10 protein-coding genes and 1 pseudogene are annotated in these 13,051 nt (G+C 69.8%); 8 read left to right on the top strand and 3 right to left on the bottom strand.

Annotated features, from left to right (window positions below; all coding sequences use genetic code 11):
* Positions 1–478, top strand: a 478-nt coding sequence (locus D7W79_RS27810) for a biosynthetic peptidoglycan transglycosylase (RefSeq protein WP_167497745.1), incomplete at its 5' end; no start/stop codon positions are given.
* A gap of 32 nt (positions 479–510) precedes the next feature.
* On the opposite strand, the gene D7W79_RS27805 is transcribed toward D7W79_RS27810, so the two are convergent.
* Both D7W79_RS27805 and D7W79_RS27800 read right to left on the bottom strand, forming a co-directional pair.
* The gene (locus D7W79_RS27805; RefSeq protein ID WP_244221999.1) at positions 511–1,092 is read right to left on the bottom strand and encodes a hypothetical protein; all 582 of its coding nucleotides are present in this window, start codon (positions 1,090–1,092) and stop codon (positions 511–513) included.
* Entirely contained in the window at positions 1,092–1,793 is a 702-nt protein-coding gene (locus D7W79_RS27800) for a hypothetical protein (protein WP_244221998.1), read from the bottom strand. Before D7W79_RS27800 ends, D7W79_RS27805 begins: the two co-directional genes overlap by 1 nt.
* A gap of 195 nt (positions 1,794–1,988) precedes the next feature.
* Between D7W79_RS27800 and D7W79_RS27795 the strand changes: the two genes are divergently transcribed.
* The 3 genes from D7W79_RS27795 (at position 1,989) to D7W79_RS27785 (ending at position 6,332) form a co-directional block, all read left to right on the top strand.
* On the top strand, positions 1,989–3,365 hold the full coding sequence (locus D7W79_RS27795; RefSeq protein WP_120528418.1) for a bifunctional lysylphosphatidylglycerol flippase/synthetase MprF: 1,377 nt from the start codon (positions 1,989–1,991) through the stop codon (positions 3,363–3,365).
* A gap of 163 nt (positions 3,366–3,528) precedes the next feature.
* Positions 3,529–4,332, top strand: a complete 804-nt coding sequence (locus D7W79_RS27790; protein ID WP_120528417.1) for an alpha/beta fold hydrolase — start codon at positions 3,529–3,531, stop codon at positions 4,330–4,332.
* Positions 4,332–6,332, top strand: coding sequence for a PAS domain-containing hybrid sensor histidine kinase/response regulator (locus tag D7W79_RS27785; RefSeq protein ID WP_208729854.1), 2,001 nt, complete (start codon positions 4,332–4,334; stop codon positions 6,330–6,332). Before D7W79_RS27790 ends, D7W79_RS27785 begins: the two co-directional genes overlap by 1 nt.
* Positions 6,333–6,339: 7 nt before the next feature.
* Here D7W79_RS27785 and D7W79_RS27780 read toward each other — a convergent pair whose 3' ends face one another.
* Entirely contained in the window at positions 6,340–7,890 is a 1,551-nt protein-coding gene (locus D7W79_RS27780) for a hypothetical protein (RefSeq protein WP_120528415.1), read from the bottom strand.
* Between the two features lie 323 nt (positions 7,891–8,213).
* Between D7W79_RS27780 and D7W79_RS27775 the strand changes: the two genes are divergently transcribed.
* The 4 genes and pseudogenes from D7W79_RS27775 to D7W79_RS27760 form a co-directional block, all read left to right on the top strand.
* Positions 8,214–9,293, top strand: a complete 1,080-nt coding sequence (locus D7W79_RS27775; RefSeq protein WP_120528414.1) for a hypothetical protein — start codon at positions 8,214–8,216, stop codon at positions 9,291–9,293.
* A 93-nt stretch (positions 9,294–9,386) separates the two neighbouring features.
* Positions 9,387–11,282 carry a cation:proton antiporter gene (locus tag D7W79_RS27770; protein ID WP_158617061.1) on the top strand — a complete coding sequence of 632 codons (1,896 nt, stop codon included), beginning with the start codon at positions 9,387–9,389 and terminating at the stop codon, positions 11,280–11,282.
* A gap of 103 nt (positions 11,283–11,385) precedes the next feature.
* A complete protein-coding gene (locus tag D7W79_RS27765; RefSeq protein WP_120528412.1) occupies positions 11,386–12,705 on the top strand; it encodes a cytochrome-c peroxidase in 1,320 nt (439 codons plus the stop codon).
* A 12-nt stretch (positions 12,706–12,717) separates the two neighbouring features.
* Positions 12,718–13,051: pseudogene (locus D7W79_RS27760) on the top strand (serine/threonine protein phosphatase); the annotation flags it as partial.

The following is a 13,051-nucleotide window of genomic DNA, read 5'->3' as shown; positions in this document are numbered from 1 at the left end:
GGGGAAGCTGGGGCGGGGGGCGTCCACGCTCACGCAGCAGCTGGCGAAGAACCTCTGGCTGTCCACGGACCGCAGCCTGTTGCGCAAGCTGAAGGAGCTGATGCTCGCGCACCGGCTGGAGGACGCGCTGACGAAGCAGCGCATCCTCACGCTGTACCTCAACGTGGTGGAGTGGGGGAACGGCGTGTATGGGATTGAGGCGGCGGCGCGCGAGCACTTCGGCGTGTCCGCGTCCCAGCTCTCCGTGGCGCAGGGCGCGGTGCTCGCCGCGATGCTGCCGTCCCCGCGCAAGCGCTCGCCGGCCAGCGGTTCGCGCGCGCTGTGGAAGCACGCGCACCGCGTGGTGGATGCGCTCAAGGTCTACAAGCGCATCAGCGCGGCCCAGGCGGAAGGCGCGCACGCGGAGGTGGACCGGCTGCTCGGCCGCGCCCCCGCGGACGACGGCGGCGCGGATGACGCGGAGGACGACGGTCCCTGAACGTCCAGGCCGATGCGGTACTCCCGCCGGCCCTAAAGCCCGCCGACTTCCAGTGCCCCGCCCAGCCCCGGGAAGGTCTTGGTGACGTTGGCGCTGAACACGATGTTCTCCAGCACGATGTTCACCGGCAGCCCGCCCGTGGGCAGGCCGCTGGTCCGCGTGACGGTGTTCTCCACGATGAGCCACACGCGCTGCCGGCCCAGGGCCTGCTTCAGCGCGGGGCTGTCCACGGTGAGCGGCGTGCGGCTGTTGGGCGCGAACGCGCGCGGCGCCAGCAGCAGCGTCGACGCCGCGTAGTACGGCGGCAGGTTGGCCTCCGTGTACGTCTTGGGCGTGCCCGGCTCCGCCTGCCCCGTGAAGGACAGCCGCGCGCTCAGCTCCAGCGTGAGGACCTGGGAGGGATTGGCCACCGTGAGCGCGGCCTGCACCGTGTTGACGGTGACGACCGACAGGTCCCGCGTCTCCTCCGGCAGGTCCAGCGCCACCTCCGCGTACACCGGCGCCAGCACCGACGTCACCGGCACCGTCTGGGTGAACGGTGCCGTCTCCACGTTGATCTCCGCCGAGCACGACGCCAGCAGCACCCCGGCCGCGCACAGGATGAAACGCCGCATCATCGGAAGCTCCAGGACAGGTCGAAGGTGGGCAGCACCGGCAGGTCCTGCCCCGGGAGCGCCGGGTCGCTCAGGTCCACGTAGGCCGCGCCCAGCGCCATGCCGAAGTGCTCGCCGCCGTAGCGCACGCCCGCGGCGGCCTTGAGCTTCGCGCCGCCCTTCACGCGCATGCCCCCTTCCGCGATGAGCGACCACGCCCCGGTGAGGTTCCACGCCACCGCGCCGGTGAAGGCCAGGTAGTCGGAGTCGTACCGCGCATAGCGCGCCTCGCCCTGCACCAGCACCGGCCCCAGCGACAGGCCATACACGGCATAGAAGGCCGGGCCGGACAGCTCCGGCGTGAAGCTTTGGATCGCGGGCTCGCGCGACTCCACGCGGCTGGAGTACGCCGACGCGCCCACGAAGTGCGTGTAGCGCGCGCCCAGCGCCACCCGGTGCGGCCCTCCAGCCACCGCCCACCGCAGCCCCAGGTTCGGCGCGAGCAGCGCGTCCGCGTACAGCGACGTGTCCACCGACAGCCCGGCGAACAGCGGCAGCGCCGTGCGCTGGAGCCCCACCACCGGCGCGTCGATGACCTCCGCCGCGTCTGAAGTCAGCAGCCGCGCGACGTTGGTGCGCACCTGCGCGAAGGCCGCGGCCGGCAGCAGGAGCAAGGCGATGAGCAACCCGGTGGACGGGATGGGATGGCGGGGTGGGGGCACGGCTCACGGCTCCGGAAAGAACGCGGGGGACGGCTTCCCGTAGTGTGGCGAACCGGCCGGATTGGATCCATTCCCCCGCGCACTCCTCCCGGGGAGGGGGCACTTCCATACGGTCCGTCCGGGAAGGGCCCCGTTCCCTCGGGTGGCTTTGGCTGGCGGGGCATCCCGGCGGGACGTAGTTTGAGCGCCAACACCATGGCCGACCCCCACCAGGACACCGCAGGCGACGCGCGCGAGCGGGTGCTGGCACTGCTCAAGCGCCACGGCTGGAACGCGACGTCTTTCCAGGTGCTCCAGCCGGGCTTCCAGTACTGGTTCGCGCCGGAAGGGGACGGGTGCATCGCCTACGTGGACACGGGCGGCGCATGGGTGGCGGGAGGCGGCCCCATCGCGGCGCCGGAGCGCGTGCGCGACGTGGTGGAGGCCTTCCACCGGGCGGCCCGGAGCGCGGGCCGGCGCGTGAACTTCTTCGCCACGGAGGCGCGCTTCTCTCAACTCGTCCCGTTCGAGGAGCTGCCCATCGGCGAGCAGCCGGTGTGGGACCCGGCCAACTGGGACGCGGTGGTGAAGGGCAGCCGCAGCCTGCGCGAACAGCTCCGCCGCGCGCGCTCCCACGGCGTGCGCGTGCGCGAGGTGCCCGCGGAGGTGATGGAGACCGAAGGCCACCCGCTGCGCGCGGCGGTGGAGGTGCTGGCCGAGCACTGGCTCGCGTCGCGCCGCATGGCGACCATGGGCTTCCTGGTGGGGCTGGCCCCTGGCGCCTTCGCCCGCGAGCGCCGCGCCTTCGTGGCGGAGGTGGAGGGCCGCGTGGTGGGCTTCCTGTCGGTGACGCCCGTGTACGCGCGCGACGGCTGGTTCCTCCAGGACCTCTTGCGTGAACCCACCGCGCCCAACGGCACCGCGGAGACGCTGGTGGACGCCGCGATGCGCGCCGCCGCGGTGAACGGGCGCCGGTACGTGACGCTGGGGCTGGCGCCGCTCGCGGGGCCGGTGCGGCCGTGGCTCAAGTTCGCGCGCAGCGCGGGGCGCCCGCTGTTCGACTTCGAGGGCCTGCGCTCCTTCAAGGCCAAGTTCCGTCCTGATTCCTGGGTGCCCCTCTATCTGTCCCACCCGAAGGACGAACCGGTGACGTGGGCCATCTACGACGCGCTCCGGGCCTTCGCGCGGGGCAGCCTGGTGCGCTTCGGGCTGGTGACGCTGCTGCGCCGACCGCGCTTCTTCGTGCGCACGCTGACCGCGCTGCTGGTGCCGTGGACGGTGCTGCTCGCGCTGCCCATGAGCGCGCACTGGTTCCCCTCGCCGTGGGTGCAGCACGGCTGGGTGGCGTTCGACGTGGCGCTCATCGCGGGCCTGCTGCTGCTGCTGCGCCGCTGGCGCGACGGGCTGGCCACGCTGCTGGGACGGCTCACCACCGCGGATGCCTGTCTGACATTGATTCAGGCCGTCAGCTTCAACGCCGTCCGGGCGCGGGGCGCGTGGGACTGGAGCATCATCATCGCGTCGGTGCTCGCCCCCGCCACCGCGTCCGCCATGCTGCTGCGCTCCCGCGACCTGCGCGTCCCCGAGCCTTGAGGCCCTTCGGGCCCTCGGTGACGGATGCTGTCAGGGCTGGACTCTTCCCCCAGGAAGGAATTGAGCCAGAGCGAGGGGGCTTCGTCACTTCTTCCTGGGTTGACTGTCGGTCCTCAGGGTCTTACGGCTGTCCTGAAGCTTTCCTTCCGCAACGGAGCCTCATGTGAACGTGCTCGCCCGGAACAACGTCAAGGTGAAGGGGCAGGGGGCGCAGCCCATGGTGTTCTCCCATGGCTTCGGCTGCGACCAGAACATGTGGCGCTTCGTCGCCCCCTCGTTCGAGCGGGACTACCGCACCGTGCTCTTCGACGCCGTGGGGGCCGGCAACTCGGACATCCTGGCCTATGACCGCAACCGTTACGGCACGCTGGAGGGCTACGCCGATGACGTCCTGGAGATCTGCCGCGAGCTGAGGCTCGAGCGGGTGGTCTTCGTCGGTCACTCGGTGAGCGCGATGGTGGGCGTGCTGGCGGCCATCAAGGAGCCGGAGCGCTTCGACAAGCTCGTGCTCATCGGCCCCTCGCCCTGTTACATCAACGACGGCGACTACATGGGGGGCTTCTCGCGCGAGGACATCCTCCAGCTGGTGGAGTCGCTCGACGACAACTACCTGGGCTGGTCCAACTCGATGGCGCCCGTCATCATGGGCAACCCGGACCGGCCCGAGCTGGGCACGGAGCTCACCAACAGCTTCTGCCGCACGGATCCCGACATCGCGAAGCACTTCGCGAAGGTGACCTTCCTCTCCGACCACCGGGCCGAGCTGCCGAAGGTCCGGACGCCCTCGCTCGTGCTCCAGTGCTCGAACGACGTCATCGCGGGGGAAGCGGTGGGGGAGTACGTCCGCCGGAAGCTGCCCGCGGGGCAGATGGTCCTCCTCAAGGCGACCGGACACTGCCCGAACCTGAGCGCTCCGGAAGAAACGGTCGCTGCGATGAAGCCCTTCCTGGGCTACGCAAGGGGATGATGCAAGGCCACGCCGACACGGAGCCGGAGCAAGACCCTGCCGAGGACTCGGCGGAAGACCTCTATGAAAACGCTCCGTGTGGCTACCTCTCCACGAGCCCGGAGGGGCGCATCATCAAGGTCAACCAGACCTTCCTGAGCTGGACGGGCTATTCCAGGGAGGCCCTGCTCGGCGGCAAGCGGTTCGTGGAGCTGCTCACGGTCGCGGGCCGCATCTTCCACGAGACCCACTACGCCCCGCTGCTCCAGATGCAGGGCTTCGTCCACGAGCTCTCGCTGGACCTCGTCCGCGCCGACGGCCGTCCGCTGCCCGCGTTGATCAACTCCGTGCAGCAGCGAGACGCGCTCGGAAGACCGCGGTCCGTCCGGACGACGCTCTTCAACATGACGGATCGCAAGCGCTACGAGCGCGAGCTGCTGATGGCCCGCCGGAAGGCCGAACAGCTGGCCCAGGCCAAGGCGACGCTGCTGGCCACCCTCAGCCATGAGATCCGCAACCCCCTCAACGCCATCACCGCCGCCACGCGGCTGTTGGGGATGACGCCGCTCTCCGACAAGCAGTCGAAGTACCTGCGCATCCTCGGCTCCGCGTCCGGCAACCTGCTCGCGCTGGTCAACGACATCCTGGACTGGAGCAAGATCGAAGCAGGCAAGCTCTCGCTGGAGCAGCGCGAGTTCTCCCTGCGGGAGCTGCTGGGCGACATCCTGAACGGTCAGGCCGCCCGGGCCGAGGAGAAGCGGCTGCGGCTCGAGATGGACATCGACGAGCGGCTCCCGGCCTGCCTCCTGGGAGACCCCGTCAAGCTGGGGCAGATCCTCACGAACCTCGTGAGCAACGCCCTCAAGTTCACGGAGAAGGGCGGGGTCAAGGTCAGCGTGGCCCTCCAGTCCCGGGACGGCGACGCGTGTGCCCTGGCCTTCCAGGTGAGCGACACGGGCATCGGCATCTCGCCGGACCGCCTGGCCGCCATCTTCGAGGAGTACACGCAGGCGAACTACGACATCGGCATGAAGTACGGCGGGACGGGGCTGGGCCTCTCCATCAGCCGGAAGCTGGTGGAGCTGCATGGCAGCAAGATGGTCGTGCAGAGCGAGGTGGGAAAGGGGACCCGCTTCGCCTTCGACCTGCGCCTGAGGGCCGTGGCGGGGGGCACCGTCGGCGCGGCGCCCGGCGACGCGTCCTCCGCGCAGGCCCTGCGGGGCCTGAAGGTGCTCGTGGTCGAGGACAACGAGGTCAACACCTATGTGCTCGCCCGCTGGTTCGAGCACTGGGGGATTGCGTTCGAGGCCGTCAGGAACGGGCACGAGGCGGTGGAGCGCCTCAAGCAGGGGAACTACGAGCTGGTCCTCATGGACCTGCACATGCCGGTGCTGGATGGCTACGACGCACTGAAGGCCATCCGGCAGCTCCCGGACGAGCGGCTCCGCAAGATTCCCATCATCGCCATCTCGGCCTCCACGCGAGCCTGGCAGGAGAGCAAGGTCCTGGCGTCGGGGTTCACGGACTTCATCGGCAAGCCCTTCGACGAGGGCGTCCTGTTCCGGAAGATGGCGCGGTGCACTTCACGCGAACTCCCCGAGACGAACACGCCTCCGCCAGAAGCGGCCCCCCGCGCTCCCGAGACCGCCGCGGACTCGCTGGTCCTGGCGCCTGACTTCAGCTTCACGAAGCTCCAGCAGTGGGCGGCGGGAGATGCGCAGGCGAGCGCGGCGATGGCCCGCTCCTCCGTCCAGGCGCTGGAGCACGCCCGGCCGACGCTCACGGCGGCGCTGAAGAAGGGCGCCCCCGACGAGTACGAGCGCGCGTGCGAGGGCATCACGGGGACCCTGCACCTGCTGGAGGCGCACGGGCTGGCGGCGGCCCTCCGCCGTGCCCGGACCCTGCTCACCGGCGGCGCCCCGGACGCCGCGCGGGTGCAGGCCGCGGCGTTCGCCATCGACTGGGAGGTGGAGAACCTCGTCGGAGCGCTCGTCGCCATCGCGAGCCAGGCCGAGGCCTGACCCGGGCCTACTGGACGTCCGGGTGGTACTCCGCGAACGCGCCCCGCTTCTCGACCATGTCCGCGACGAGCACCACCTTGTCCGGGCTCATGAGGTTGGCGTCCGTCACCGACGCCGTGCAGGCGAAGCCTCCCACCGGTGTGGGGTCTCCCAGCTGGGTCATGATGGGGCCGCGCTTCGCGGGCGTGACGCCGTTGACGACCCGGTAGAGCGAGAACGGCTTCCAGCCATGGTTGTAGATGGGCGGACGCTGCCGGCACAGCAGGTACGTCCAGGGGTCCTTCGCCACCGGGCCCTTGAGCAGGGTGGAGAGGGTGCTCACGTAGTCGGAGCAGTCCGCGGTCTCCAGGGGCAGCGACTGGAACGCGGCGGTGGCGGTGTAGCTGACGCTTCCGCTGAAGAAGATGAGGTTGTTCAGGGGCGCGCTGTCGAGCGTGGGCAGCGTGGCGGCGAACTCGCGCATGGAGGTCAGCTCCGCGCGCATGTCGTCCCAGACCTTGGCCGGGCTCTCGAAGCCGTCCGCGGGCTTGCGCCCGTCGATGCGCTGGCGCGTCTCCGGCATCCCCGTGATGTCGAAGCCGATGAGCTTCGCGGTCGCGGGCTGGGACTCGGTCCCCACGAGCAGGGGCCCCAGCGCGGCGCGCAGGTAGGGAATCAGGTCCGTGGGACCGTTGATGGCGCCGTCGCCCCACTGCGTGAAGCTGTTGCGGAGCACGTCCCGGTCGATGGTGAAGAAGACGTACTTGATGGGCGCGCCGAAGTGGTCCTTCACCTGCTTCCAGAACTCGCTGAAGATCTCCCGCAGCCGGGCCTCACGGTCCACCATGTTGGGGATGGCCAGGACCTCCGCGCTGATGGTGGGCTTCGCGGGCGCCGAGCCGACCGTGCCGCCCGCGCAGACGAAGTGGTTGCCCTTGCCCTGGATGTGATTGAACGTGGACAGGTAGCCGCCGGGCACGCCCTCCGCCTTGATGGCGTTCACCAGCATTCCGCCCCAGCGGTCGCTGGCGACGAACCGGGCGGACTGCGAGCCCGCGTCGGAATGGCTGTCGAAGTTGAGGATGACGACGGGGCCGTCCAGCTTGCCACGCGCCTTCAGGGCCTTCACGGCATAGAAACCCCACAGGTAGCCCGTGGTGTGGAAGCTGTTGTTGTCGCAGATGCTGAAGAGCGGGAAGCCCACCTCGGGCCGCAGCGAGACCAGCCCGTCGATGAAGGCGTCCATCTGCTCCTTGGGCACCGCGGAGGACTTGTTCGTCTCCGTCGGGAGCGCCGGCTGCGACGACCCCGCCAGCTCCACCGACGCGGAGATCTTGTTCACCATGGGGACCGGCGTCGGCGGTTTCGGCTCGACCTTCGGCGGAAGGGAGGACGGAGACTGCGTGACGACCTTGAGGGCCGGTGACGTGATGAGCTTGGACGGAGGGCTGCCCGTGACCGTCGGGGGCGTGGGCGTCAGCTTCACCACGTTCTGTGTCACCGGCTGCGGTGGGGGCACGACGGGAATGGAGAACTGGGCCTTGGGCCGGGCCATGACCGGGGACGTGGGCACCGTCACGCCAGGCGAGGCTTCCTCGGAGGTCGTTGTCCCCGAGGCGCACTTGTTACAGGACGCCCCCGGGTAGAATCCCTTGTGTATCGAGCAGAAGCCGGCCATCGCATGGTCCTTGTCTCAGGCTGCCCGCGAAGCATACGGCCCGGCCTTCTGTCCCAAACAGGACGGAGGGCGTTGGCTTCGCTTCGTTCCCCGGGGCCGTGCCCGTGGCGGAGACGGGCAATCCCTCTCCGCCTTCATCAGACATTCTGGCGCGTATGGAATTGTCATGTAATAGAATGGCCTCAATTCCAGGCACCCCCACTGGAGATTGGAGCACCGCCGCCATGAGCCGGATTCCCAAGCCTGTCAGCACTTCCTTCAAGGCCCGCCCGGAGGGGGCTCGTTCCCCCGCGACCCCTCCGACGACGCTTCCCAATCTCTCGAACGTCGCGAATCAGAGCAAGATCCCCAAGCCGGTCAACACGCCGGCCAATGCTCACTACAAACCCCGCCAGGACGGGCCCCGTCCGCCCCGGGACAGCACCCAGCCCAACCGCACCCAGTCCGCGCTCCAGTCCCATCAGGGTGTCAGCACCTTCAACAGTCCGGCCACCAGCTCCACGCAGGCCGCGGGCAGCTCCAACACGGGCGTCCGGTATCCGCAGGGCCCCTGCCCACCGATGGCCCCGTTGCCCGCGGGCCGCCGCCAGACGGCCCTCAAGCTGGACAATGCCGCCTGCCTCACCCACGGCATCTCCCCGGAGCACGTGCAGGGCGCCCTCCAGCAGGGCCAGCTCAACTCCGCCTACAGCCGGCTGGGCAAGGAAGGCAACTACTCGCGGGACGCGGACAAGAATGGCGGCGGAGCGTTGGCCGTCTACACGCGCGCGGTGGGAACCGAGCAGACCGCCTGGAAGGCCCAGGGCAGCGGCGTGGGAAGCAATGACCGCAAGGTGCAGATGATCCTCAGCCCCGCCGTGCTGGCGAACCCCGACCACGGCTGGCGGGCCGGCTCCACGGACAACATGGGCAAGGTCCCGGGCTCGACCGCCGCCCATCAAGCGGGCCTCCCCAAGAACGACCCCCTCGGCCGCGCTCCGCTCTGGAGCCGCCAGACCGAGTCGGGCCGCAACAGCGCCTTCAACGACACCGTGAGCGGCAAGGCCGTCCAGGCGAACAACGAGCAGCTGCACTGGGAGAAGGTCCCCCTCCAGGGGAACCTCAAGGGAATGGTGGTCACGTCCCAGTCCAGCTTCGACACGCTGATGGGCATCCCCGGCGCTCAGCGGGGCGGCACCGCGGGGAGGGGCACCGTCCGCTTCGGGGACCAGGACGTTCCCGTCATCCTCACGAGCGGGCAGAGCTCCCTGCTCTCCACGCTGAAGAGCGCGGGCATCGCGAATCCCAGCGGACAGGTCCGCTGAAGCGGAGCCGTGGGCTCCGTCTCCCGGCCAACCCTCGCCTGGGAGACGGCGTCGCGCGCCATGGATGAGCGGCTACGGTGCGCGCCCCCATCCATGGCGTCTCCTTCCTTTGACAATCCATCGCTGACGCTGGGCCTGTCGCTCGTCGCGGGCATCCTGGCGCAGCTCGTGGCCCGGCACCTGAGCGTGCCCGGCATCGTCGTGCTGCTGTCCTCGGGTGTGCTCCTGGGGCCGGAGGCCCTGGGCTGGGTCCGGCCCGCGTCCCTGGGCCCCGCGCTCCAGACGGTGGTGGGCTTCTCCGTGTCCGTCATCCTCTTCGAGGGCGCCATGAGCCTGGACGTGCGCAAGCTGCGCCGCGAGGCCCGCTCCATCCAGCGGCTCGTCACGCTGGGGGCTGGCGTCACGGCCGTGGGCGGCACCCTGGCCGCGCGCGCCCTCATGGGCTGGGACTGGAAGGTGTCCGCCCTGTTCGGCACCCTGGTCATGGTCACCGGCCCCACCGTCATCACGCCGCTCCTGCGCCGCGTGCGCGTCACCCACCGCGTCTCCACCGTGCTGGAGGCCGAGGGCATCTTCGTGGACGCCGTGGGCGCCATCATCGCGGTGGTCGCGCTGGACATGGCGCTGCACGCGGAGGAGGGGCCGTGGCTGCTGGTGAGCGCGCTGGGCTCGCGCTGGGGCGTGGGGCTCGCGGTGGGCGGCGTCACGGGGCTCCTCATCACCGTGGGGCTGCGCAAGTCCTCCTGGGTGCCGGAGGACATGACCAACGTCTTCGCCCTGGCCCTGGTGCTGGGCGCCTTCCAGGTGAGCAACGCGCTCGCGCCGGAGAGCGGCGTGCTGGCCGCCATCGCCGCGGGCCTCGTGGTGGGCAACGGCAAGGTGCCCGCCCGCCGGGAGGTGCTCGCCTTCAAGGAACAGCTCACGCTGATGCTCCTGGGCATGCTCTTCATCCTGCTGGCCGCGGACATGCGGCTGTCCCAGGTGACGGCGCTGGGCTGGCGCGGGCTCGTCACCGTGCTCGTGCTGATGCTGGTGGTGCGGCCCGTGGCCGTCGCCATCTCCACCACCGGCTCCGGGCTGTCCCGCAACGAGAAGGCCTTCATCGCGTGGCTGGGGCCGCGCGGCATCGTCGCCGCCGCCGTGGCGTCGCTGTTCGCCACGCGCCTGGGCGCCCAGGGTGTGGAGGAGGGCCAGGCCCTGCGCGCGCTGGTGTTCCTGGTCATCGGCGTGACGGTGGTGGTGCAGGGCCTGTCCGGCGGAGTCGTGGCGGGGCTCTTGGGCGTGCGCCGCGTGGTGCCGAAGGGCTACGTCCTCCTGGGCGCCAACGCGCTCGCGCGGCAGGTGGCGCATGCGCTCCAGGCGCGCGAGGAGCCCGTGCTGCTCGTGGACTCCAGCGACGCCACGTTGAAGCGCGCGCAGCAGGAGGGCTTCCGCGTCCTCTTCGGCAACGGCCTGGACGAACGCACGCTTTTGCGTGCCGAGCCCGAAGGCCGCCAGGGCTTCGTGGGCCTCACCCACAACGAGGGCGTCAACCTCCTCTTCGCCGAGCGCATACGCGCCCTCCTGCGCACCGCCCGCAGCTACACCGCCCTGCACCGGGGCCACGTCGGCGTGAGCACCGACACCGTGAGCTCCACAGGCGGTCACATCCTCTTCGGCGCGGAGCGCGACCTGGACGCCTGGGTGGCCCGCTGTGAACAGGGGGCCGTGTCGCGCGAGTCCTGGCGCCTGGAGGCCCCGCAGGTGGCGGCCATCCTGCCCTCCGCCACCGGCACCCTGGAGGAGGCGCTCGTCCCGCTCGTGCTGGAGCGTGACTCAGGCACCGTCCTCTTTGACGAGACCGCCATCCCCGTCGCCGGTGACCGCGTGGACTTCCTTGTCGCGCACGGACGGAAAGATGAAGCCCACGCGTGGCTTGCTTCTCACGGCTGGCGGCCTGTGACGTCTGACATTCCAATCCCAGACACTTTCCCCTCCCCGGCGACCTAGAGACAGTTGCAGGGTTGGCGGGAGTTGCGTGAAATGCGCCTTCCGGCCTCGGACCCGGGCGGATGTCCCGCGGCGGCTCCAGAGAACGGGTGGGAGGGGTGTCATGCGGCTGCCTTCGGGCGTCGTCACGGTGCTCGCCGTGGTGCTCAACTCCGGTGTGGGACTGGCAGCGTCTCCGCCTTCGCAGCAGGCCTCCTCCACACCTCCGCCGCTTCCACCGGGCGTTTCCGCGACGCTGTGGCGGCTGTCGGTGCCCAAGGGCCTGGAGCCCACGCCGGAGCGGGTGGCGCTGGGGGAGAAGCTCTTTCGCGACAAGCGCCTGTCGGTGGACAACACCGTGGCGTGCATGACGTGCCATGAGCCGGAGCTGGGCTTCACCGACGGCAAGCCGCTGTCGGAGGGCGTCAAGCAGCAGAAGGTGACGCGCAACAGCCCCACCGTGCTCAACGCCCTCTTCAACGCCACCCAGTTCTGGGACGGCCGCGCGGGCACGCTGGAGGACCAGGCGAAGCTGCCCATCCTCAACCCGCGTGAGATGGGCATGCCGGACGCGGACACCGTCGTGAAGAAGGTGCGCGGCATCCCCGAATACGTCACCGACTTCCAGAAGGTCTTCGGCCGCGAGCCCAACTTCGACGACCTGGCCGTCGCCATCGCCGCGTTCGAACGGATGCAGTTCTCCGGCGACGCACGCTTCGACAAGTTCATCATGGGCGACAGCAAGGCGCTCACCGCGTCGGAGAAGAACGGCTGGGCGCTCTTCAACGGCAAGGCGCGCTGCAACTCCTGCCACGCGGGCAACGCCGTGTCCCCACTGTTCAGCGACCAGAAGTTCCACAACATCGGCGTCGCCGCGCACAAGCAGGACTTTGTCACCCTGGCGCGCAAGGGCGTGCGGGTGGTGCGCACCGGCGACGAGAAGCAGATCGACGAGCTGGCGCTCAACTCGGAGTTCTCCGAGCTGGGCCGCTTCCTCGTCACCAAGCAGGAGAACGACGTGGGCTCGTTCAAGACGCCCACCCTGCGCAACGTGGGCATCACCGGCCCGTACATGCACGACGGGTCGCTCGCCACGCTGTGGGACGTGATGGACCACTACAACAAGGGCGGCGTGGCCAATCCCTTCCTCGACGGGGGGATGCAGCGGCTGGGGCTCACGGAGCCTGAAATCGACGACCTGGTGGCGTTCCTCTTCACGCTCACGGACACGAAGTTCGACAAGCTCAACAAGGAGCAGCTGGCGAAGCAGCGCGCCCGGAAGAACACCCGGCCGGAGCGGGACACCGCCATCGCCATGGGCAAGAAGGGCAACCTGGGGGACCTGGCGCCCAACCCGGACCTCAACGCGAAGAACCCGGCGGACCTGGGCTTCTACGGCGACGTCACCCCGGCGTCCGCCGTCCCGGCAGTCAAACCCCGTTAACGGAGGCGCGCCATGGCCAACAAGTTCCAGAGCATCGAGACGAAGCACTACGCCGAGCGCGAGGCCTTCTTCGAGGGCCTGAAGAAGCTGGACCGCCGCGCCTTCATGCGCGTCGCCGGCATCTCCGCGGGCATCGTGGCGGGCATGGGCAAGCTCACGCCCAACAGCTTCCAGTTGGTCAACGTGGCGGAGGCGCAGGGGGAGAAGCCGAAGTTCTCCTTCGCGTACATCTCCGACACGCACCTGTACGAGAACAAGCTCAACGACCGCTTCGTGCGCGCCATCCTCAAGGCCGTGGACGACGTGAACGCGCTGGACCCCCAGCCGGACTTCGTCCTCTTCGGCG

This window comes from Corallococcus exercitus (assembly GCF_003611585.1).
GTDB lineage: Bacteria > Myxococcota > Myxococcia > Myxococcales > Myxococcaceae > Corallococcus > Corallococcus exercitus.
Note: the sequence above shows the minus strand (reverse complement) of the source record. Positions and strands in the feature narration are given on the sequence as shown.